The sequence below is a fragment of the Micromonospora sp. DT178 genome, from assembly GCF_049841695.1.
GTDB lineage: Bacteria > Actinomycetota > Actinomycetes > Mycobacteriales > Micromonosporaceae > Micromonospora.
Map to the genome: position 1 here is coordinate 85109 of NZ_JBNCKV010000012.1, position 25205 is coordinate 110313.

Annotated in this window: 2 protein-coding genes; both read right to left on the reverse strand. The window is 76.0% G+C overall.

Annotated features, from left to right (window positions below; genetic code table 11):
- Positions 1-19: 19 nt before the first annotated feature.
- A complete protein-coding gene (locus tag ACLQ22_RS22225) occupies positions 20-10978 on the reverse strand; it encodes an SDR family NAD(P)-dependent oxidoreductase (protein WP_425694007.1) in 10959 nt (3652 codons plus the stop codon).
- A 47-nt stretch (positions 10979-11025) separates the two neighbouring features.
- Complete coding sequence (locus ACLQ22_RS22230; protein ID WP_425694008.1) at positions 11026-25161, reverse strand: type I polyketide synthase; 14136 nt, start codon at positions 25159-25161, stop codon at positions 11026-11028.
- Positions 25162-25205: the final 44 nt, after the last annotated feature.

A 25205-nucleotide genomic window follows, 5' to 3' on the forward strand; every position in this document is an offset into this window, starting at 1 on the left:
GATTGGAAGGTTGGTCATCTCAGGAGATTCCAAACTCTTTGCTGATAAAGTCGAAGATCTCGTCGTCGCTGGCCGAGTCGAGGTCGGGCCGGTCCGGCTCGGCGGCGGGCCCCGCCGCCAGGTCGGACGCCTTGGCGAGCAGGTCCTGCATCCGGGCGGTGAACCGGGCCCGGGCCGCCGGGTCGAGCGGGATGGCGTTGAGCAGGCTCTCGACCGTGTCGATGCCCTGGAAGAGGGGTTGCGTGGAGGGCGCCGCGTCGGCGGCGATCTCGCTGGTCAGCTTCTCGGCGAGCGCGGTCGGCGTCGGGTAGTCGAAGACCAGCGTCGCCGGCAGCCGCAGCCCGGACAGGCCGTTGAGCCGGTTGCGCAGGTCGACGGCGGTGAGCGAGTCGAAGCCCAGGTCGGTGAAGAGCCGGTTCGGGTCGACGGCGTCGGCGCCGGCGTGGCCGAGGACGGCGGCGATGTTCGCCCGTACCACGTCGAGCACCACCTTGTGCCGCTCCGGACCGGCCAGGCCGGCGAGTCGCTGGCTGAGCTGCACCCCGCCGGAGCGGGCCCCGGCGGCGTCGGCCGAGCGCCGCAGCGGCACCCGGACCAGGGCCCGGAGCATCGGCGCGAGGGTGCCGGCCTCCGCCTGCCCTCGCAGCGTCCCGACGTCCAGGCGCATCGGCACGACGGCCGCCGCGTCGAGCCGCCACGCGGCGTCGAAGAGGTTCAACGCCTGCTCGGTGGCCAGCCCGGCGGCGCCCTGCTCGGCCATCCGCCGCACGTCGTCGTCGCCGAGGTGCCCGGTCATGCCGCTGGCCTGCTCCCAGAGGCCCCACGCGAGCGAGACGCCGGCGAGCCCGCGGGCCCGGCGGTGCGCTGCGAGAGCGTCGAGGAAGGCGTTCGACGCCGCGTAGTTGGACTGGCCGGCGCTGCCCAGCGTGGCCGCCGCCGAGGAGAAGAGGACGAAGGCCGCGAGGTTCGCCCCGGCCGTGAGGCGGTGCAGGTGCCACGCCGCGTCGATCTTCGGCACGGCGACCGCGTCCACCCGGTCGGGGGTCATCGACTCCAGCACGCCGTCGTCGAGGACGCCGGCGGCGTGCACCACGGCGGTGAGCGGGTGCGCGGCGGGCACCCCCGCCAGCAGCGCCGACAGGGCGTCGGGGTCGGCGGCGTCGCAGGCCGCGACGGTCACCTCCGTGCCGGCGCCGGCGAGTTCGGTGACGAGGTCGTCGATCCCCTCGGCCGCCGCGCCGCGCCGCCCGGCCAGCAGCAGGTGCCGCACGCCGTGGGTGGTGGCGAGGTGGCGGGCCAGGATGCGGCCCAGCACGCCCGTCCCGCCGGTGATCAGCACGGTGCCGTCCGGGTCGATCCCGCCGGGCAGCGGCTCCACGCCGGCCGGGACCCGCCCGAGCCGCGGCGTGCGCACCTGACCGGCCCGCACGGCGAGCTGCGGCTCGCCGGAGGCGATCGCGGCGGCCAGCGCGGTGGCGCTGTCCGGGGTGTCGTCGAGGTCGACGAGCTGGCACCGGCCCGGGTGTTCGAGCTGCGCGGTGCGCAGCAGGCCCCAGACCGGGGCCTGGCGCAGGTTGACGACCTGCTGCTCGCCTGCCGCGACCGCGTCGCGGGTGACCAGCACCAGCCGGGACTCGGCGAACCGGTCGTCGGCGAGCCAGGTCCGCAACGCAGCGAGGGTACGGTGCGTGGTGGCCCGCGCCTGCCCGGCCAGCGCCGGGTCCGTCGGGTCCCCGGCGTCGCCGATCGGCACGATCACCGCCTCGGGCGCCGGCTCACCCCCGGCGAGCAGGTCGCCCAGCGAGTCGAGGTCGACGTCGGTACGCACCCGGGCACCGGCCGCCTCGCAGGCGGCGCTGAGGGCCAGGTCGTCGCCGAGCGCCACCCAGCGGGTGGCCGCCGGCACGGGGCCGGTGGGCACCGGCAGCACCGGCCAGTCCACCTGGAACAGCGACTCGTGCCGGCCGGAGCGGGCCGCGCCGAGCGAGTCGCCGGAGACCCGCCGCATGATCAGCGAGTCGACGTGCAGCACCGGGGCGCCGGTGGCGTCGGCCACCTGGAAGGAGACGCCGACCTCGCCGGCGGCGGCGACGCGTACGCGCAGGGCGGTGGCCCCGGCGGCGAGCAGGGAGACCCCGGTCCAGGCGAACGGGAGGCGGGGCACGGTGGCGTCGGCGCCGTCGCCCATCCGGCCGAGGAAGCCGCCGATCGACATGGCCTGCAACGCGCCGTCCAGCAGCGCCGGGTGCACGCCGAAGCGGCCGGCCTCGGCGTGGTGGTCGGCGGGCAGTTCGACCTCGGCGAAGACCTCGTCGTCGCGGGTCCACGCGGCGCGCAGGCCACGGAAGGCCGGGCCGTACCCGAAGACGGTCGCCTCGATGCCGGAGTAGAAGTCGTCGGCCTCGACGCGCGTCGCGCCGGGCGGCGGCCACACTCCCAGGTCGAAGGCGGGCGCCGCGTCGGCCGGCTGCGGGGCGAGCAGACCGGTGGCGTGGCAGGTCCAGGCGACGTCGGCCAGGATCTCGTCGGAGCCGTCCCGGTAGGGCCGGGAGTAGAGCTGGACGGTACGCCGCCCGTCGTCGTCCCGGTCGCCGACCATCAGCTGCACCTGGAGCGCGCCGAGCTCGGGCAGGACGAGCGGGGCGAGCAGGGTCAGCTCCTCCACCGTCGGGCAGCCGGCCTGCTCACCGGCGTACGTGGCGAGCTCCACGAAGGCGGTGCCGGGCAGCAGGATGTTGTCCATCACCCGGTGCTCGCCGAGCCACGGGTGGGTACGCACCGACAGCCGCCCGGTGAAGACCATCCGCTCGCTGTCGGGGAAGGTCAGCGTGGCGCTGAGCAGCGGGTGCCCGGCGTCCTGGAGGCCGGCGGAGCTGACGTCCTGCGCCCGGTGGACCGGAGGCTCGACCCAGTACCGCTGGTGGTCGAAGGCGTACGTGGGCAGCGCGACGAGGTCGGTCTCGGCGAGGACCGTGCTCAGGTCGACGGGCAGGCCGATCGCGTGCGCGGTGGCGAGGTTGGTCAGCAGCCGCGTCGCGTCGTCGTCACCACGGCGCAGGCTGCCCAGGGTGTGCCCCGTGGCGCCGGCGTCGTCGAGGATCGCCGTCACCGGCATCGTCAGCACCGGGTGCGGGCTGATCTCCACGAACGTGGTGTGCCCGGCGGCCACGGCAACCCGCACGGCGGCGTCGAACTGCACCGTCTGCCGCAGGTTGTCGTACCAGTACCCCGCGTCCATCGAGGACGGGTCGACCCAGTCCCCGGTCAACGTCGAGACGAGCCGGGTGTGCCCCGGCTGCGGGGTCACGTCGGCCAGGTCGGCGCGGAGCTGCTCGGCGACCTCCTGCACGGCGGCGGAATGGGACGCGTAGTCCACCGGGATCAGCCGCGCCCGCACACCCTCGGCCTGGCAGGACTCGACGAGGTCCGCGACCGGCTGCGGCGGCCCGGACACCACGACGGTCGACGGGCCGTTGACGGCCGCCACCCCGACGCCCGGGAACGCGGACAGCCGCGCGGCCACCGCGTCGGCCGACAGGTCGATCGACGCCATCGTGCCAGTGCCCCGCAGGACCGTCAGCGCCCGCGAGCGCAGGGCCACGGCCTTCGCCGCGTCCTCGATGCTGAGGATGCCGGCGACGCAGGCCGCGCCGATCTCACCCTGCGAGTGACCGATGACCGCACCCGGGGTGACCCCGGCGTGCTGCCACACCGCGGCGAGGGCCATGCCCACGGCCCACAGCACCGGCTGCACGACCTCGACCCGCGCCAGCCACGACTCGTCCTCGCCCGTCAACACCGAGACCAGGTCCACGTCCAGGTACGGCGCCAGCGCCCGCTGGCACTCCGCAAGGCGTGCGTCGAACACCGGCGTACGACCCACCAGGCCGGCGGCCATCCGCGCCGACTGCGCACCCTGACCCGGGAAGACGAACACCGGGCCCGCGCCGTGGGGCGAGGCCGTGCCGGCGACCACGTTGCCGGCCGGCGACCCCGACGCCAGGGCGTCGAGCCCTGCCAGCAGGTCCTCGACGGTCGACCCGACCACGGCGGCCCGCTGGTCGAACGTCGACCGGGTGGCGGCGAGGGACCAGCCCACCGCCGCCGGATCGACCTCGCCGCGCCCGCGCACGAACTCCGCCAGGCGGGCCGCCTGGCCGGTCAGGGCGCCCTTCGACCGCCCCGACAGCGGCCACAGCACCGCGTCGGAGGTCACGAGCCCGGGGCCGGGCTCGGCCGGAGCCGCGACCTCGAACGGCTCGTCGGCCTGCTCGATGATCACGTGGGCGTTGGTGCCGGAGATGCCGAACGACGACACGGCCGCCCGACGCGGCCGGTCCACCGCCGGCCACGGCCGCGACTCCGTCGCCAGCTCCACGGCGCCGGAGGTCCAGTCGATGTGCGGGGACGGCTCGTCCACGTGCAGCGTCGCCGGCACCATGCCGTGCCGGATGGCCTGCACCATCTTGATCACACCGGCGACACCGGCGGCGGCCTGCGCGTGGCCGATGTTCGACTTGATCGAGCCGAGCAGCAGCGGCCGGTCGGCGGGCCGCTCCCGCCCGTACGTGGCGAGCAGGGCCTGCGCCTCGATCGGGTCGCCGAGGGTGGTGCCCGTGCCGTGCGCCTCGACCACGTCCACGTCGGCGGCGGTCAGGCGCGCGGACGCGAGGGCCTGCCGGATCACCCGCTGCTGCGACGGGCCGTTCGGCGCCGTCAGGCCGTTGGAGGCGCCGTCCTGGTTGATCGCCGAGCCGCGCACCACCGCGTACACCGTGCGGCCCTGCCGGCGGGCGTCGGAGAGCCGCTGCACGAGCAGCATGCCGACGCCCTCGGACCAGCCGGTGCCGTCGGCGGACGCGGCGAACGACTTGCACCGCCCGTCGGCGGCGAGGCCGCGCTGCCGGGAGAACTCGACGAACGCGGTCGGGGTGGCCATCACCATGACGCCGCCGGCGAGGGCCATGTCGCACTCGCCGCGCCGCAGCGCCTGGCCGGCCCAGTGCAGGGCGACGAGGGACGACGAGCAGGCCGTGTCCAGCGACACCGCCGGCCCCTCCAGCCCGAACGTGTACGCCACCCGTCCTGAGATGACGCTGCTGGTCATCCCGGTCAGCATGTATCCCTCGGCGGCCTCCGGCGAGTACGCGAGCAGCGAGCCGTAGTCCTGGCCGCTGGTGCCGACGAAGACGCCGGTGCTGCTGCCCCGTACGTCGGCCGGGTCGATGCCGGCGGACTCGAAGGACTCCCAGGTGGTCTCCAGCAGCAGCCGCTGCTGCGGGTCCATGGCCAGGGCCTCGCGGGGCGAGATGCCGAAGAAGCCGGGGTCGAACTTGTCCACGCCGCTGAGGAAGCCGCCGCCGCGGGCGTAGAAGGTGCCGGGGGCGTCCGGGTCGGGGCTGTAGAGGCTGTCGAGGTCCCAGCCGCGGTCGGTCGGCAGGTCGCTGATCGCGTCGACGCCGTCGACCACCAGCCGCCACAGGTCGTCGGGCGACCACACCCCGCCGGGCAGCCGGCAGGCCATGCCGATGATGGCGAGGGGCTCGTCGTCGCCGACCGACACGGCGGTGGTGGCGGGTCGCACGGGGACGGGGGTGCCGGCGATCTCCGTACCCAGGAAGACCGCCAGGTCGTGCGGGGTCGGGTAGTCGAAGACGAGGGTGGCCGGCAGCCGCATCCCGAAGGCGTTGTTGAGCCGGTTGCGCATCTCGACGGCGGTGAGCGAGTCGAAGCCGAACTCGCTGAACGCGCGGCGCGGCTCGATGGCCGCCGGGTCGGGGTAGCCGAGCACGGCGGCGGCCTGGCCCCGGACGATCTCGACGAGCGCGGCGGCCCGTTCGGTGTCGCCGAGCCCGGCGAGCTGCTGCACGAGCGAGGCGCCGGTGGCAGCCGCGGCGGCGCGGGCGGGCGTGCGGATCAGCGCCCGGTACAGCGGCGGGATGCTCCCGCCAGCGAACTGCACCTTCATCGCGGCGAGGTCCAGCCGGGCCGGGACGAGCGCGGCGTCGGTGGTGCGGCAGGCCGCGTCGAAGAGGGCGAGCCCCTCCTCGGCCTCCATGGCGGCGACGCCGGAGCGGGAGATCCGGTTGAGGTGGACGTCGTCCAGCTCGGTGGTCATGCCGCTGCGGTCGGCCCAGAGGCCCCAGGCGAGGGTGAGGGCGGCGAGGCCGCGCGCCTTGCGGTGCTGGGCCAGCCCGTCGAGGAACGCGTTGGCGGCGGCGTAGTTGCCCTGGCCCGGGCCGCCGGCGGTGGCGGCGAGCGAGGAGTACGAGACGAACGCCTTCAGGTCGAGGTCGGCGGTCAGCTCGTGCAGGTGCCAGGCGGCGTCGACCTTGGGCCGCAGCACGCCGTCCATCCGCTCGGGGGTGAGCGAGGAGATGACCCCGTCGTCGCGGACGCCGGCGGCGTGGATGACGGCGGTGAGCGGGTGCTCCGCCGGGATGCCGGCGAGCAGCTCGGCCACGGCGTCACGGTCGGCGACGTCGCAGGCGGCGACGGTGACGCTCACGCCGAGCGCCTCCAGTTCGGTGCAGAGCTCCGCGACGCCCCCGGCGGCGCGGCCGCGCCGGCTGGTGAGGATCAGGTGCCGGACGCCGTACGTGTCCACCAGGTGCCGGCTCATCAGCTGGCCGAGGGTGCCGGTGGCGCCGGTGATCAGGACGGTGCCGTCCCCGTCGAACGGGGCGGCCGGCGGCTCGCTCGGGGCGGGGACCCGGGTGAGCCGGGCGCCGGCGGCGACGCCCGCGCGGATCACGACCTGCGGCTCGTCGGTCGCGACGGCCGGGACGAGCGCGGCGGCGCAGCCGGCCACGTCGTCGACGTCGACCAGCACGAACCGCTCGGGGTTCTCCGACTGGGCGGAGCGGAGCAGGCCGATGACGGCGGCGCCGGCCAGGTCGGTCAGGTCGGTGTCCCACTCGGTGGCGACCGCGCCCGAGGTCAGCACCACCAGCCGGGAGGCGGTGTAGCGGTCGTCGGCGAGGAACTGCTGGAGCACGGCGAGCGCCCGGTGGGTCACCTCGGCGACGGCCCGGGGCACGTCCGCCGACGCGGGCGGGTCGAGGAACGGCACGACCAGCACGCCCGGTGCGTCCGCCCCCTCGTCCATCGCCGTGGCCAGGGCGGTCAGGTCGGGGTACGCCGCCACGGCCGTACCGGTGGCGGCGACCGCGTCGGTGAGCGCCGCCGCGTCGCCGACCACCGCCCAGTCGACGGTGGACGGGCCGGCGGGCAGCGCGAGCGGGGCCCACTCGACCCGGAACAGCGAGTCGGTGCCGCCGCCCCCGGCGGTGCGGAGCTGGTCGGCGGAGACCGGCCGCAGGACGAGGGAGCCGACGGAGATGACGGGCGCGCCGGTGACGTCGGTGAGCAGCAGCGAGATGCTGTCGGGGCCGGTGTGCGAGACCCGGACCCGGGCCGCCGCGGCCCCGGCGCCGTGCAGGGCGACGTCGTTCCAGGAGAACGGCAGCCGACCGTACCCGGGGGGCATGTCCGCCCCCGACGGCTCGCCGGCCGGCGTGGTCAGGCCGAGGGTGTGCAGCGCCGCGTCGAGCAGCGCCGGGTGCAGGCCGTACCCGCCGGCCTCGGCGGCGGGGGCCTCCGGCAGCGCCAGCTCGGCGAAGAGGTCGTCGCCGCGCCGCCAGGCGGAGCGCAGGGCGATGAACGACGGGCCGTAGTCGTAGCCCTGGGCGGCGAGGTTCAGGTAGAGGTCGTCGGTGCCGACCTCGGTCGCGCCCGGCGGGGGCCAGGTGGTCAGGTCGGACCAGCCGACGGGGCCGCTCGGCGCGGCCGGGCCGCTGGCCAGCACGCCGCTGGCGTTGCGGGTCCAGGCCCGCTCGCCCGCGCCCTCGGCCGGCTCGCCGTCCTGGGCGGAGTGCAGCGACACGGACCGGCAGCCGGTCTCGTCCGCCGGGCCGATCCAGAGCTGGATATCCACGCCCCCGGTCTCCGGCAGGATCAGCGGCGACTCCAGGGTGAGTTCGCGGACGTGGTCCGCGCCGACGTGCGCGCCCGCCTGGAGGGCGAGTTCGACGAAGCCCGTGCCGGGCAGCAGCACGGTGTCGAAGACGACGTGGTCGGAGATCCACGGGTGGGTACGCCGGGCCAGCCGGCCGGTGAACAGGAAGCCCTCGGCGTGCGCGACGCCGACGGCGGCCCCGAGCAGGGGGTGTTGCGCGGGCCGCAGGCCGACCGCGGTGACGTCGCCGGTCCACCCGGCCCCCGCCTCGGGCCAGTAACGCTGGTGCTGGAAGGCGTACGTGGGCAGGTCCACCCGTCGGGCGCCGGTGTCGGCGAACCACGGCCGCCAGTCGACGGCCACCCCGTGCACGTGCAGCTCGGCCAGCCCGGCCAGCAGCCCGTGCGCCTCGGGCCGGTCCTTGCGCTGCACGGCGACGGCCAGCACACCGTCGTCGCCGGGCAGGATGTCCGCCGCCATCGCGGTCAGTACGCTCTGCGGGCCGATCTCCAGGAACGTGTCCGCCCCTGCGTTCCGCAGCGCGGTGACCCCGTCGGCGTACCGGACGGCCTGCCGGACGTGGCGCACCCAGTAGTCGGCGGTGCGGATCTCGTCGGCGTCGGCGAGCGCGCCGGTCAGGTTCGACACGAGCGGCAGGGTCGGCGCGGCGAAGGTCAGCCCGGCCAGGACGGCCCGGAACTCGTCGAGCATCGGCTCCATCAGCGGGCTGTGGAACGCGTGGCTGACGGTGAGCCGGCGCGTGCGCGCGCCCCGCTCCCGCCAGGTCCGCTCGACCTCGTCGAGGGCCGCCACGTCGCCGGAGACGACCACCGAGGTGGGCCCGTTGACGGCCGCGACGCCCACCCGGCCGGCGAGCCCGTCCAGGGTGGCGAGGACGTCGGCCTCGGCCGCCGCGACGGCGAGCATCCCGCCGCCGGCCGGCAGGGCCTGCATCAGCCGACCCCGCGCCGCGACCAGCGCCGCCGCGTCGGCCAGCGACAGCACCCCCGCCACGTGCGCGGCGGCGACCTCGCCGATCGAGTGCCCGCCCACGAACTCCGGCGTGATCCCGAACGACTCCACCAGGCGGAACAGCGCCACCTCGACGGCGAACAGCCCCGCCTGGGTGAACGCGGTCTGGTCCAACAGCCCCGCCTCGGCGGAACCCTCGGCAGCGAACAGCACCTCCCGCAGCGGACGCGGCAGCAGCGGGTCGAGCCGCGCGCACACCTCGTCCAACGCGGCGGCGAAGACCGGGAACTCCGCGTACAGCTGCCGGCCCATGCCGGCGCGCTGCGCGCCCTGGCCCGAGAAGAGCACCGCCAGCGTTCCCCGGCCGCCGGCCTGGCCCGTGACGACCGCGCCCGACGGCTCCCCGGCGGCGAGGGCGCGCAGCCCGGCCAGCAGGTCGTCGCGGCCGGTCGCGGCGACCACGGCCCGGTGGTCCAGGGTGGACCGGGAGGTGACCGACGAGAACGCCACGTCCAGGGGCCGCAGGGTCTCGTCGGCGGCCAGCCGGGCCGCCCAGCGGCCCGCCTGCGCGGCGAGACCGGCCGCGTCCCGGGCCGACACCGACACCGGTACGACCGGCCGCTCGACCACCGGCGCGGCGGCGTCCGACGGGGGCTGCTGGGGCACCGGGGCCTGCTCCAGGATGGTGTGCGCGTTGGTGCCGGACACCCCGAACGAGGAGACCGCCGAGCGGCGCGGCCGGCCCACCGCCGGCCACGGCGTCGCCTCGGTCACCAGCGACACCTCGCCGGCCGACCAGTCGACCTCGGGGGTCGGCTCGTCCACGTGCAGGGTGGGCGGCACGACGCCGTGCCGCATCGCCATCACCATCTTGATCACACCGGCGACACCCGCGGCGGCCTGGGCGTGACCGATGTTCGACTTGACCGATCCGAGCAGCAGCGGCCCCGAGTCCCCCCGGTCCTGCCCGTACGTGGCGAGCAGGGCCTGCGCCTCGATCGGGTCGCCGAGCCGGGTGCCGGTGCCGTGCGCCTCCACCACATCCACGCCGCCGGCGGCGAGACCGGCGTTGGCCAGGGCCTGCTGGATCACCCGCTGCTGCGACGGCCCGTTCGGGGCGCTCAGGCCGTTGGAGGCGCCGTCCTGGTTCACCGCACTGCCCCGCACCACGGCGAGGATCGGGTGGCCGTTGCGCTGCGCGTCCGAGAGCCGCTCCAGCAGCAGGACGCCGACGCCCTCGGACCAGCCGGTCCCGTCGGCGGCGGCGGCGAACGCCTTGCACCGGCCGTCGGCGGCGAGGCCGCGCTGCCGGGAGAACTCGACGAAGGCGGCCGGGGTGCACATGGCGGTGACCCCGGCGACGATGGCCAGGGTGCACTCCCGCTGCCGCAGCGCCTGCCCCGCGAGGTGCAGGGCGACCAGGGACGACGAGCAGGCGGTGTCGATGGTGACCGCCGGTCCCTCCAGCCCGAAGGTGTAGGCGATCCGGCCGGAGACCACGCTGCCGGCGTTGCCGGTCATCAGGTGCCCTTCCAGGCCCTGCGCGGCACCCATGAGCACGGTGCCGTAGTCCTGGCCGGTGCTGCCGGCGAAGACGCCGGTGCGGCTGCCGCGCAGCGAGTGCGGGTCGATGCCGGCCCGCTCCAGGGCCTCCCACGAGGCCTCCAGCAGCCAGCGCTGCTGCGGGTCCATCGCCAGCGCCTCGCGGGGGGAGATCGCGAAGAAGCCCGGGTCGAAGTCGGCCAGGTCGTGGACGAAGCCACCCTGCCGCGTGTACGACGTGCCGGCCTGCTCGGGGTCGCTGTCGTAGAGCGACCCGAGGTCCCAGCCGCGGTCCTCCGGGAAGTCGGAGACCACGTCCCGGCCGGACGCGACGACCTCCCACAGGTCCTCGGGCGACCGCACCCCGCCGGGGAAGCGGCAGCTCATGGAGACGATGGCGACCGGTTCCTGTTCGCCGGCCTCCACCTCGCGCAGGCGCTGACGCACCTGGTGCAGGTCAGCGGTGACCCGCTTGAGGTAGTCGAGAAGCTTCGCCTCGTCAGCCATGGACCGCGCACTCCTTGTGTTGACCCGTCGTCGCAGCAGCGATCACGTCAGGACATCCCCAGCTCGCGGTCGATGAAGTCGAAGACCTCGTCCGGCGTCGCGTCCTGGAGCTTCTCGGCGACGGTGTCGCCGTCCGCCGGCGCGTCGGCCTCGTTGAGGGAGGCCAGCAGCGCCCGCAGCCGCTCGGTGATCCGAATCCGGGCGCTCCGGTCCGGCGCCGAGCCGGAGAGCGCCGCTTCCAACCTGTCCAGCTCGCCGAAGACCGGTGCGACCCCGACCACGCCGCCGTCGACGATCGCGGCCCGCACGTACTCGGCCAGCCCGGCGGCGGTCGGGTAGTCGAAGACGACCGTGGCGGGCAGCCGGACGCCGGTCGCCGCGGTGAGCCGGTTGCGCAGCTCCACGGCGGTCAGCGAGTCGAAGCCGAGTTCGCGGAACGCCCGGTCCGGCTCCACGGCGTCCATCGAGGCGTGTCCGAGCACCGCGGCGGCCTGCCCGCGGACCAGCTCCAGCAGGGTCTTGCGTCGTTCGGCGTCGGTCTGCCCGGCAAGCAGGGCGGCCAGGGACTCCGCGGACACGCCGGTGTCCTCGGCCCGCTCGGCGACCGCCCGCCGCGCCTCGGCCACGCCTGCGATGAGAGGGCTGGGCCGGACGGCGACGAACCCGGGCACGTACCGGGCCCAGTCGATGCCGGCCACCATCGTCGCCGGCTCGCCCCGCGCGACGCACTGCGCGAGCGCCGTGAGCGCCGGTCCGGTGTCGAGGCGGGCCACGCCGGTGCGCCGGCGGCGCTCCTCCACGGCCTGGTCGGTGGCGGCCATCCCGCCGGCCGTCCAGGGGCCCCAGGCGACCGAGGTGGCCGGCAGACCCTGCCGGTGCCGCTGCTCGGCGAGGGCGTCGAGGTAGGCGTTGGCGGCGGCGTAGCTGCCCTGACCGGCGGCGCCGAGCTGACCGGCCATCGCGGAGAACAGCACGAACGCGCGCAGTTCCCGCCCGACGGTCAGCTCGTGCAGGTGCAGGGCGCCGAGCACCTTGGGTCGCAGGACGGTGGCGAGGCGGTCGGCGGTGAGCCCGTCGAGCACCCCGTCCTCCAGGACGCCGGCCGCGTGCACCACGCTGGTCAACGGCGCGTCGGCGGGTACCTCGTCGAGCAGCTTCGCCAGCGCCGCCCGGTCGGCCACGTCGCAGGCCGCGAGGGTCACCCGGGTGCCCGTTTCGGTCAGCTCCCGGGCCAGTTCGGTGGCGCCGGGGGCGTCCGCGCCGCGACGGCTGACCAGCATCAGGTGCTCGGCGCCCCGGGCGGCCAGCCAGCGGGCCGCCTCCGCGCCGAGCGCGCCGGTGCCGCCGGTGACCAGGGTCGTGCCCGGGTAGCCGGCCTCGTCGGTGGCCGCCTCACCGCCGGGCGCCCGCACCAGCCGGCGTACGAGGATGGTGGCGCCGTCGACCGCGAGCTGGTCCTCGCCGTCGAGGCCGGCGAGCGCGGCGCAGAGCAGGTCCCAGCCGTGGTCGTCGAGGGTGGCCGGGACGTCGACCAGGCCGCCCCACCGCTCGGGGTGTTCCAGGGCCACGACCCGGCCGAGGCCCCAGAGCAGCGACTGCTCCGGTCGGCCGGGCGTTCCGCTCCGGGTGGTGCCGGCGGCGCCCCGGGTGACGCACCACAGCGGCGCGGCGACGTCGAGGTCCCCGAGCGCCTGGATCAGCGCCAGGGAGCGGGCGAGGAAGGGCGGCACCGGCTGGGTGTCGTCGACCGCGCCGTCGGCGAGGGCGAGCAGCGACAGCACCCCGTCGACCGGGGCCGGTTCGCCGTCGGCGGTGCGGGTGGCGCCGGTCAGGTGCGCGGTGAGGGCGGCCCGGTCGGTCAGGTTCTCCGGCACCAGCACCAGTCGGACGTCGGCGCCCCGGCGGGTCAGCTCGACCACCGCGGCCTCGCCCTCCTCCGGGTGCCGCTCGTCGGCGACGACCCACCAGGCGCCGGGGAGGAAGCTGACCGGTGTCCCGGTGTACGGCTGCCAGACGCTGCGGTACCTCAGGTCGTCCAGGGTGGACCGGTTGCGCTGCTGGCGCCGCCAGGAGGCGAGCACCGGCAGGGCGGCGCCCAGCCGCTCCAGGGACTCCGCCGCCTCCTGCTCGGTGAGTTCCGCGAGCGCGGCCAGGTCCTCCCGATCGACGGCCGCCCAGAACGCGGAGTCGACGCCGCTCGGGGTCTCCTCGGCGCCGTCCTGCCCGGTCGTCGCGGTCGGCCAGAAGCGGCTCCGGTCGAAGGCGTACGTGGGCAGCGCCACCGGGTCCGTCTCGGCCAGGACGGCCGTCAGGTCGACGGGCAGGCCGATGGTGTGCGCGGTGGCGAGGTTGGTCAGCAGCCGGGTCGCGTCGTCGTCACCCCGCCGCAGGCTGCCCAGCGTGTGGCCGGTGACGCCGGTGTCGTCGAGGATGGCCGTCACCGGCATCGTCAGCACCGGGTGCGGGCTGATCTCCACGAACGTGGTGTGCCCGGCGGTCACGGCAACCCGCACGGCGGCGTCGAACTGCACGGTCTGGCGCAGGTTGTCGTACCAGTAGTCCGCCGTCATCGACGCCGGGTCCACCCAGTCTCCGGTGAGCGTGGAGACGAGTCGGATGTGGCCCTGTCGCGGGGTCACGTCGGCCAGGTCGGCGCGCAACCGCTCCGCGACCTCCTGCACCGCCGCCGAGTGCGACGCGTAGTCCACCGGAATCAACCGCGCCCGTACCCCGTCGGCCTGGCAGGACTCCACCAGGTCCGCTACCGGCTGCGGCGGACCCGACACCACCACGGTGGAGGGACCGTTGACGGCCGCCACCCCGACACCCGGGAACTCCGGCAGACGCTCGGCGACGGCGTCGGCCGACAGGTCCACCGAGGCCATCGTGCCGGTGCCGCGCAGCACCGTCAGCGCCCGCGACCGCAGGGCGACGGCCTTCGCCGCGTCCTCCAAGCTGAGGATGCCGGCCACACAAGCCGCACCGATCTCGCCCTGCGAGTGGCCGACCACCGCAGCCGGAACAACTCCCGCGTGCTGCCACACCGCCGCCAGCGCCATGCCGACGGCCCACAGCACCGGCTGCACGACCTCGACCCGCGCCAACCACGACTCCTCATCCCCGGTCAGCACCGAGACGAGGTCCACGTCCAGGTACGGCGCCAGAGCCCGCTGGCACTCCGCCAGCTTCGCGTCGAACACCGGCGTACGACCGACAAGACCGGCGGCCATCCGCGCCGACTGCGCACCCTGACCCGGGAACACGAACACCGCACCGGTCCCGGAGGCCGTACCCGTGACGAGGTTCCCGGCCGGCGCGCCGGCGGACAGGGCGTCGAGCCCCGCCAGCAGGTCCGTCAGGTTGGCCCCGACCACGGCGGCCCGCTGGTCGAACACCGACCGGGTCGTCGCGAGGGACCAGCCCACCGCCGCCGGGTCCACCTCGCCGTGCTCGCGGACGTGCCGGGCCAGGCGGGCGGCCTGACCGGCCAGGGCGCCCTTGGACCGCCCCGACACCGTCCACACGACGACGTCGGAGGCCACGAGTCCCGGGCCACGGTCCGCGACGGCCTCGCCGTCGGGCTCCGCGCTCTCGGCGGGCAGGTCCTCGGGCAGCTCGATGATGACGTGGGCGTTGGTGCCGGAGATGCCGAACGACGACACCGCCGACCGACGCGGCCGGTCCACCGCCGGCCACGGCTGCGACTCCGTCGCCAGCTCCACCGCGCCGGAGGTCCAGTCGATGTGCGGGGACGGCTCGTCCACGTGCAGCGTCGCGGGGACCACGCCCTCCCGCATCGCCAGCACCATCTTGATCACGCCGGCGACGCCGGCGGCGGCCTGGGTGTGGCCGATGTTCGACTTCACGGATCCCAGCAGCAGCGGCTCGTCGCGCTCCTGCCCGTACGTGGCCAGCAGTGCCTGCGCCTCGATCGGGTCGCCCAGGGTGGTACCCGTGCCGTGCGCCTCGACCACGTCCACGTCCGCCGTCGACAACCGTGCCGACGCCAGCGCCTGCCGGATCACCCGCTGCTGCGACGGCCCGTTCGGGGCGGTCAGGCCGTTGGACGCGCCGTCCTGGTTGACCGCGCTCCCCCGCACGATCGCCAGGACCTCGTGGCCGTTGCGCCGCGCGTCCGACAGCCGCTCCACGAGCAGCATGCCCACGCCCTCGCCCCAACCGGTGCCGTCGGCGCCCGCCGCGAACGCCTTGCAGCGGCCGTCGGCGGCCAGGCCGCGCTGCCGGGAGAACTCCACGAACAACCCGGGCGTCGACATCACGGTCACGCCACCGGCGAGGGCGAGGTCGCACTCGCCGCGCCGCAGCGACTGCACCGCCAGGTGCAACGCCACCAACGACGACGAACACGCCGTGTCCACCGACACCGCCGGCCCCTCCAACCCCAACGCGTACGCCACCCGACCCGACACCACACTCGCGGCGTTGCCCGTCCCCGCGAAGCCCTCCACCTCGTCCCCCGCCACCATCAGCAGGGCCCCATAGTCCTGACCATTGGTGCCCACGAACACCCCTGTTCGCGAACCCCGAAGAACCCCAGGCTCAACCCCTGCCCGCTCGACCGCCTCCCACGAAACCTCGAGCAGCAACCGCTGCTGCGGGTCCATGGCCAACGCCTCGCGGGGCGAAATACCGAAGAAACCGGCATCAAACTCCGCCGCCTCGTAGAGGAAGGCGCCGCTGCGGACGTAGGAGGTGCCGGTGGAATAGGGGTCGGGGTCGTAGAGCCGCTCGACGTCCCAACCCCGATCGCCGGGCAGGTCGGACACGGCGTCACGGCCGGCGTGCAGCATCTGCCAGAACCGCTCGGGGTCGTTCGCCCCGCCGGGGAAGCGGCAGGACATGGCGACGATGGCCACCGGCTCGTCGTCGCCGAGCGTCACCGGGGCGGTCTCCGCCGCCACGGCGGCCTCCCCGCCCAGTTCCTCGTGCAGGTGCCGGGCGAGCGCGGTCGGCGACGGGTAGTCGAAGACGAGGGTCACCGGCAGCCGCAGCGAGGTGGCGGTGGCGAGCCGGTTGCGCAGCTCCACCGCCGTCACCGAGTCGAACCCGAGGTCCCGGAACGCGTGGTGCGGGTCGACGGCCTGGCCGTCGGCGTACTTGAGGACCGTGGCCGCCTGGTCGCGGACCAGGTCGAGCAGCGCCTGCTGGCGCTCGGCGGCGCTCATCCGGGTGAACGCGCCGGCCGGGCCGGCCTCGTCGGTCTCCTTCGTCTCGGCCAGGCCCTTGGTGGCCTGCAACCGCTGCGCCTCGGGGATCTCCGAGATCAGCGGGCCGGGCCGGGTGGCGGTGAAGGCGACGAAGAACCGGTCCCAGGCGATGTTCGAGATGGTCAGGAACGTCTCGTCGTGCTCGACGGCCTGGTGCAGGGCCGCGACGGCGAGCCGCGGCGGCATCTCGGGCGCGCCGTGGCGGTGCAGCATCCGGCCGAACTCGCCGTCGGCCATGCCGCCGCCTCCCCAGGCGCCCCAGCCGATGGAGGTGGCGGGCAGGCCGAGGGCACGCCGGTGCTCGGCGAGGGCGTTGAGGAACGCGTTGCCGGGGGCGTAGTTGCCCACGCCGGAGCTGCCGACGGTGCCGGCCATCGAGGAGAACAGGATGAACGCGTCGAGGTTCAGCTCGCGGGTCAGCTCGTGCAGGTTCAGCGCGGCGGTGACCTTCGCGCTGAGCGCGTAGTCGACCTGCTCCAGGGTCAGCGAGTTGATCACCGAGTCGTCGAGGACGGCGGCGGTGTGCACGACGGTGGTCAGCGGGTGCTCGGGCGGCAGGTCGGCGAGGACGGCGGCCAGCGCCGACCGGTCGGCGGCGTCGCAGGCGGCGACGGTGACCCGGGCGCCCAGCGCGACCAGCTCGGCCTCGAGGTCGGCGATGCCCTCGGCCTGCCGGCCGCGCCGGCTGACCAGCACCAGGTGCGCGGCGCCGTTGGCGGCGAGCCAGCGGGCCATGTGGCCGCCGAGCGCGCCGGTGCCGCCGGTGACCAGGGCGGTGCCGGAGGGCCGCCAGGCGCGCGGGGCGGGGGCGTCGCCGAGCGGGGCGTGCAGCAGCCGCCGGCCGAACGCGCCGGCCCACCGCAGCGCGACCTGGTCCTCCCCGTCGGCGCCGGCGAGGACGCGCACCAGCCGGCGGCCGGCCGTGTCGTCGAGCTCGTCGGGGAGGTCCACGAGGCCGCCCCAGCGGTCCGGGTGCTCCAGCGCGGCGACCCGGCCGAAGCCCCAGGTGAGCTGCTGGAGCGGGTGCGGCAGCGGGTCGGCCGGGCCGGTGGCGACGGCGCCCCGGGTGAGGCACCACAGCGGTGCGCGGACGCCGGCGTCACCGAGCGCCTGCACGAGGGTCACGGTGCCGGCGAAGCCGACCGGCACCGACGGGTGCGCCGGGGCGGGCGTCTCGTCGAGCGGCAGCAGCGACACGATCCCGGCGGGCGCGCCGCCGGCGGCGAGGTCGCGCAGCCGGGCGGCGAGTGCCTCGCGGTCCGTGCGGTCGGTGTCCAGCGCCAGCGGTACGACGGTGCCGCCGTGGCGCCGCAGCGCCTCGGCGCAGAAGGCGGCCTCGGCCGCGCCGGTGTCGTCAGGGCCGGTGAGCAGCCACCAGGAGCCGGTGACGGCGGGCTCCCCGGCGGCGTCGGGTGCGACGGGTGTCCAGCTGTCCCGGTACCGCCAGGAGTCCACGGTGGCCTGGTCGCGGTGCCGGCGACGCCAGGCGGCGAGGACCGGCAGCACGTCGGCGAACGCGGCGTCCGGCACGGGCTCCGACTCGGTCGCGTTCGCGAGTTCGGCGGTGAGCGCGGTCAGGTCCTCCGCCTCGACGGCCGCCCAGAACCGGGCGTCGACCTCGTCGTCGGGCACCGGGCCGGCGACGCCGGCGGCCGGGGCGGGGGTGGCGGACGGCTGCGGCCAGTAGAGCTGCCGCTGGAACGGGTACGTGGGCAGGTCGCGGCGGCGTCCGGCGAGGCCGGTGAACGCGGGCCGCCAGTCCACCGGCGTACCCCCGGTCCAGACCTCGGCCAGGGCGCGCAGGAAGCGGCCGAGGCCACCCTCGCCCCGGCGGAGGCTGCCGGTGACGGTGACCGCCTGCGGGTCGGCGGCGGCCAGCTCGACGCTCTCCTGCACGGCCATGGTCAGCACCGGGTGGGCGCTGACCTCGACGAAGGTCTGGTAGCCGGCAGCGACGAGGCTGCGCACCGCGTCGTCGAAGCGGACGGTCTGCCGCAGGTTGCGGTACCAGTAGTCGGCGTCGAGGGCGGCGGTGTCGAGCCAGTCCCCCTCGACGGTGGAGCGGAACCGGACCTCGCCGGTGCGGGGCCGCAGCCCGGCGAGCAGTTCCAGGAGCTGCTCGCGCAGCTGCTCGACGTGGGCGGAGTGGGAGGCGTAGTCCACCGGGACGCGGCGCACCCGCACTTCGCGGGACTCGTAGTGGGCGACCAGCTCGTCGAGGGCGGCGCTGTCGCCGGAGACCACGACCGAGGTGGGCCCGTTGACGGCTGCCAGGGCGACCCGGCCGGCCCAGCGGGTGATCGTCGCGGTGGCCTCGTCGGCGGTGGTGGCGACCGAGACCATGCCGCCGTCCCCGGCGATGCCGGCGATGATCCGGCTGCGCAGCGCGACCACGGCGGCCGCGTCGTCCAGGGTGAGGCCGCCGGCGACGTACGCGGCGGCGATCTCGCCCTGCGAGTGGCCGACGACGGCGGAGGGGCGCACCCCGTACGACTCCCAGAGCGCGGCGAGCGAGACGCTGACCGCGAACAGGGTGGGCTGCACGACGTCGACGCGCTCCAGCGACGGGGCGTCGGGCGCGCCGCGCACCACGTCGGTCGGCGACCAGTCGACGTACGGGCGCAGCGCCTCGGCGCAGGCGGCGAACTTCTCCGCGAAGACCGGGGCGGTGTCGAGCAGTTCGGCGGCCATGCCGACCCACTGGGAGCCCTGGCCGGGGAAGACGAAGGCGACCTCGCCCGGCGTGCCGGGGGCACGGGTGACGGTCTGCGCGGTGGGCCGGCCGGCGGCGAGCGCGTCGAGGGCCGCGGTCAGGTCGTCCCGGTCGGCGGCGAAGACGACGGCGCGGTGGTCGTGGGACGCGCGGGTGGCGGCCAACGACCAGCCGACGTCGGCGAGTTCGTCGTCGTCGACCGTCTCGAGGTGGTCGAGCAGGTCCCGGGTGCGGGCGGTGAGGGCGTCGACGGTGCGCCCGGAGAGCACCCAGGGCAGCTCCCCGGTCGGCCCGTCGGCCGCCGGCTCGGGCCCGGGTTCGTCGGCGGGGGCCTGTTCGAGGATGGTGTGCACGTTGGTGCCGCTGATGCCGAACGAGGACACGGCGGCGCGGCGTACGCCGTCGACCGGCTCCCACGGCCGGGCCGAGGTGAGCAGCTCGACGCTGCCGGCGCTCCAGTCGACGTGCGGGGTGGGCTCGTCCACGTGCAGGGTGGGCGGCAGCACCCCGTGCCGCATCGCGAGGACCATCTTCATCACCCCGGCCACACCGGCGGCGGCCTGGGTGTGCCCGATGTTCGACTTGACCGACCCGAGCCAGAGTGGCCGGTCGGCGGGACGGTCCTGGCCGTAGGTGGCGATGAGCGCCTGCGCCTCGATCGGGTCGCCGAGCGTGGTGCCCGTGCCGTGCGCCTCGACGGCGTCCACCTGGTCGGCGGTCAGGCCCGCGTTGGCCAGGGCCTGCCGGATGACCCGCTGCTGGGCGGGGCCGTTGGGGGCGGTGAGGCCGTTGGAGGCGCCGTCCTGGTTGACGGCGCTGCCGCGCAGCACGGCGAGGATCGGGTTGCCGTCGCGGCGCGCGTCGGAGAGGCGCTGGAGCACCAGCAGGCCGATGCCCTCGCCCCAGCCGGTGCCGTCGGCGGCCCCGGCGAACGGCTTGCACCGGCCGTCCGCGGCGAGGCCGCGCTGGCGGGAGAAGCCGACGAAGATGCCGGGGGTGGCCATCACGGTGGCGCCGCCGGCCAGGGCGAGGTCGCACTCGCCCGTCTGGAGGGCCTGCGCGGCCAGGTGCATCGCGACCAGCGACGACGAGCAGGCGGTGTCGACGGTGACCGCCGGGCCGTGCAGCCCGAAGGTGTACGCCAGCCGACCGGAGATGACGCTGGCGGAGGTGCCGGTGGCGAGGTAGTTCTCGTCGACGTCCCCGGCGGCCATCAGCAGCGAGCCGTAGTCCTGGCCGTTGGTGCCGACGTACACGCCGGTGCGGCTGCCGCGCAGGGCGGTCGGGTCGATGCGGGCCCGCTCGAACGCCTCCCAGGTGGCCTCCAGCAGCAGCCGCTGCTGCGGGTCCATGGCGAGGGCCTCGCGGGGGCTGATGCCGAAGAAGGCCGGGTCGAACTCGCCGGCCCCGGCGACGAAGCCGCCCTCGCGGACGTAGCTGGTGCCGAGGTGCTCGGGGTCGGGGTGGTACAGCTCGGCGAGGTTCCAGCCGCGCTCGCCGGGCATCAGGCTCATCGCGTCGGTGCCGGTGGCGACGAGGTCCCACAGCTGCTCGGGCGAGGTGACGCCGCCGGGGAAGCGGCAGCTCATCGCGACGATGGCGATGGGCTCGCGGTCGCGGCCGGTGCCGTCGGCGACCACCTCGCCGGTGGTGTGCCCGGCGGTGAGGCCGTGCAGGTGCGCGGCGAGTTCGGCGACCGTGGGGTGGTCGAAGACCAGCGTGGCGGGCAGGGCCATGCCGGTCTCGGCGGTCAGCCGGTTGCGCAGCTCGACGGCGGTGAGCGAGTCGAAGCCGAGGTCGCGGAAGGTGCGGTCGGGCAGCGGCTGGCCGGCCGGGTAGCCGAGCACCACGGCGGCCTGGGTGCGCACGAGATCGGCGAGCTGCGGCAGGGACCGGCCGACCACGACGGCGCGGGCGGGGCCGGTGGGCACGGCGGGCACGCCGGGCAGGGCGGCGATCAGTGGCGTCGGGCGGCCCCAGGAGGCGGCGAGGCGTCCCCAGTCGACGTCGGCGACGGTGACGGCCGGCTCGGCGGTGTTGACCAGCCGGCCGAGGGCGGTGACGGCCTCGGCGACGGGGAGCGCGTTGACGCCGCCCCGGGCGAGCCGGGCGGTCAGCGCGGCGGCCATGCCGTCCTCGGCCCAGGCGCCCCAGGCGATGGCGGTGCCCGGCAGGCCCTGTTCGCGTCGCCAGGCCGCGAACGCGTCGAGGTACGCGTTGGCCGCCGCGTAGTTGCCCTGTCCGGCGCTGCCGATGACCCCGGCGAGGGAGGAGAAGAGCACGAACGCGTCGAGGTCGCGGTCGGCGGTGGCCTCGTGCAGCACCCGGGCGGCGCGGACCTTGCCGTCGAGGACGGTCTGCATCCGGGTCAGGTCGAGCCCGTCGAGGACGCCGTCGTCGACCACGCCGGCGGTGTGCACGACGGCGGTCAGCTCCGGCAGGCCGGCCACGAGGGCGTCGACCGCGGCCCGGTCGGTGACGTCGCACGCCACCACCCGTACCGCACCCAACTCGTCGACCAGCTCCGCCGCGCCCGGCGCCGCCGGACCACGCCGCGAGGCGAGCACCACCTCGGCCGCCCCGTTGGCCAACAGCCAGCGGGCCACGTGCCGACCCAGCGCACCCGTACCGCCGGTCACCAGCACCGTCCCGGCGGGCCGCCAACCCGCACCCGCGGGCGGCGCGGCCGGCACCAGGCGCCGGCCGAGGACGCCCTGCGGGCGGATCGCCACCTGGTCGTGGCCGGCGTCGGCGAGGACGGCGAGCAGCGCGTCGGCGGCGGTCCGGTCGGCGCGGGCGGGCAGGTCGACCAGGCCGCCCCAGCGGTCCGGCTGTTCGAGGGCGACGACCCGGCCCAGGCCCCAGGCCAGGGCGGGCCACGGGTCGGCGAGCGTCTCGCCGCCGCCGACGCGGACGGCGCCCCGGGTGAGGCACCAGAGCCGGCCGGGCAGTCCGGCGTCGGCGAGCGCCTGGGTGAGGGTGAGCAGCAGGGCGGCGCCGACGGAGACGGCCGGGGCGTCCGGCAGCGCCCGGTCGTGCGCGGGCAGCACGCAGAGCACCCCGGTCCAGCCCTGGTCGCCGTGGTGGCGCAGCAGCTCGGTCAGCTCCGCGCGGGCGACGCCCGGGGCGACGGTGAGGGCGTCGACGTGGGCGCCCGCGCCGGTCAGCGTCCCGGTCACCCCGGCGTCGTCGGCGTCGGCGGTGACGACCAGCCAGCGGCCGGTCAGCGCCGGCGCGGCGGCGGGTCGGACCGGCTCCCAGTCGACCCGGTACGACCAGCCGTCCACCACGGCGTCGCGTTGCCGGGCCCGCCGCCACGACGACAGCACCGGTACGGCCGGGGCGAGGGCCTCGACCGCCGCGGGATCGTCCTGCACGGCCAGGTGGGCGGCGACCCCGGTCAGGTCGCCGCGCTCCACCGCCGCCCAGAAGTCCCCCTCGGCGGTGTCGGTCGGCGCGGCCGCTCCGGCGGTGCCGCCGACCTCGGGCCAGTAGCGCTGGTGCTGGAAGGCGTACGTGGGCAGGTCCACCCGCCGGGCGCCGGTGTCGGCGAACCACGGCCGCCAGTCCACGGCCACCCCGCGCACGTGCAGCTCGGCCAGCCCGGCCAGCAGCCCCTGCGCCTCGGGCCGGTCCCCGCGCTGGGCCGGCACGGCGAGCACGCCGTCCCCGCCCGGCAGGGCGTCGCCGACCATCGCGGTCAGCACGCTGCGCGGCCCGATCTCCAGGAACGTGTCCGCCCCGGCGGCGCGCAGCGCGGCGATCCCGTCGGCGAAGCGGACGGCCTCCCGGACGTGGCGCACCCAGTATTCGGCGGTGCGGATCTCGTCGGCGTCGGCGAGCGCCCCGGTCACGTTCGACACCACCGGCAGCGACGGCGCGGCGAACTCCAGCCTGTCGAGGACCGCGCGGAACCTCGCGAGCATCGGCTCCATCAGCGGGCTGTGGAACGCGTGGCTGACCGCGAGCCGGCGCGTGCGTACGCCCCGCTCCCGCCAGCCGCGCTCCACCTCGTCGAGCGCGTCGACGGCACCGGAGACCACGACCGACGACGGCCCGTTGACCGCCGCGATCCCCACGTCGGCCAGACCGTCCAGGGTGGCCAGCACCTCGGCCTCGGTCGCCGCGACGGCCAGCATCCCGCCGCCCGAGGGCAGCGCCTGCATCAGCCGGCCCCGCGCCGCCACCAGCGCACAGGCGTGCTCCAGCGACAGCACCCCGGCCACGTACGCGGCGGTGACCTCGCCGATCGAGTGGCCGGCGACCAGGTCGGGGGCGATGCCGAACGACTCGACGAGGCGGAACAGCGCCACCTCGACGGCGAACAGGCCGGCCTGGGTGAACACCGTCCGGTCCAGCAGCTCGGCGTCGGCCGAGCCCTCGGCGGCGAAGAGCACCTCGCGCAGGGGGCGCGGCAGGGCCCGGTCCAGGTACCCGCACACCTCGTCGAGGGCGGCGGCGAAGACGGGGAACTCGGCGTACAGCTCCCGGCCCATGCCGGCGCGCTGCGCGCCCTGGCCGGAGAAGAGCACCGCGAGCTGGCCGCGCGGCGACCCGGCGCCGGCGACGACGGTGCCGGCCGGTTCCCCGGCGGCGAGGGCGCGCAGCCCGGCGAGCAGGTCGTCGCGGTCGGTCGCCGCGACGACGGCGCGCCGGTCCAGGGTGGAGCGGGAGGTGACCGACGAGAAGGCCACGTCGAGCGGGCGCAGGGTGTCGTCGGCGGCGAACCGGGCGGCCCAGCGGCCGGCCTGGGCGGCGAGCGCGGCGTCGGAGCGGGCGGAGAGCAGCACGGGCGCCACCGTGCGGGCCGCCGGGACCCTCGGCTCGGTTTCAGTCTCGGTCTCGACCTCGGCAGGAGCCGGGGCCTGCTCGATGATGGTGTGCGCGTTGGTGCCGGACACCCCGAACGACGACACGGCGGCCCGGCGCGGCCGGTCCACGGCGGGCCAGGGCGTCGCGGCGGTGGCGAGGGTGACCGCCCCGGCGGTCCAGTCGATGTGCGGGGACGGCTCGTCGACGTGCAGGGTGGGCGGCACGACGCCGTGCCGCATCGCCATCACCATCTTGATCACGCCGGCCACGCCGGCGGCGGCCTGGGTGTGGCCGATGTTCGACTTCACCGACCCGAGCAGCAGCGGCGCGGCGTCATCGCGGTCCTGCCCGTACGTGGCCAGCAGCGCCTGCGCCTCGATCGGGTCGCCGAGCCGGGTGCCCGTGCCGTGCGCCTCCACCACGTCGACCTGCTCCGGCGTGAGCCGGGCGTTGCTCAGGGCCTGGCGGATGACGCGCACCTGGGAGGGGCCGTGCGGGGCGCTGAGCCCGTTGGACGCGCCGTCCTGGTTGACGGCGCTGCCCCGCACCACGGCGAGCACCGGGTACCCGTGCCGCTGCGCGTCGGAGAGCCGGGTGAGCAGCAGCATGCCGATGCCCTCGGACCAGGAGGTGCCGTCCGCGCCAGCGGCGAACGCCTTGCACCGGCCGTCGGCGGCGAGGCCGCGCTGGCGGCTGAAGCCGACGAAGACCGCCGGGGTGGGCATCACCGTCACGCCGCCCGCGAGCGCCAGCTCGCAGTCGCCGTTGCGCAGGGCCTGGGCGGCCAGGTGGACGGCGACCAGCGAGGACGAGCAGGCGGTGTCGACGGTGACCGCCGGCCCCTCCAGCCCGAGGGTGTACGCGACGCGGCCGGAGATGACGCTGGTGGCGTTGCCGGTGAGCAGGTGCCCCTCGCCGTTCTCGGCCTGCGCCATCATGCCGTCGTAGCCGTGCGAGGACGCCCCGACGAAGACGCCGGTGCGGCTGCCCCGTACCGCCGGCAGCGGCAGCCCGGCCCGCTCGAACGCCTCCCAGGAGGTCTCCAGCAGCAGCCGCTGCTGCGGGTCCATGGCGACGGCCTCGCGCGGCGAGATGCCGAACAGGTCGGCGTCGAAGTCGGCGGCGGAGTAGACGAAGCCGCCCTCGGTCACGTAGCTGGTGCCCGGGTGGTCGGGGTCGGGGTGGAAGAGGCGGTCCAGGTCCCAGCCCCGGTCGGCGGGGAACGGCCCGATCCCGTCCCCGCCGTCGCGGACGAGCTGCCACAGCGCCTCAGGGCTGTCGACCCCGCCGGGGTAGCGGCAGCTCATCGCCACGATGGCGATGGGCTCGGAGTCCCGGGTCTCCAGCTCGCGCAGCCGCCGCCGGGTACGCCGCAGCTCCGAGGTCGTACGCTTCAGGTACTCGACGTACTTCTCGTCCTCGTTGCTCACCGTGGACCTACCTCACTCGGCATGCCGATGTCGTTGCGGCTGGT

What these genes read in the sequence shown, in the direction of transcription:
- ACLQ22_RS22225 (WP_425694007.1), bottom strand. Translation starts at nt 10,978, where the DNA reads ATGGCTGACGAGGCGAAGCTTCTCGACTACCTCAAGCGGGTCACCGCT.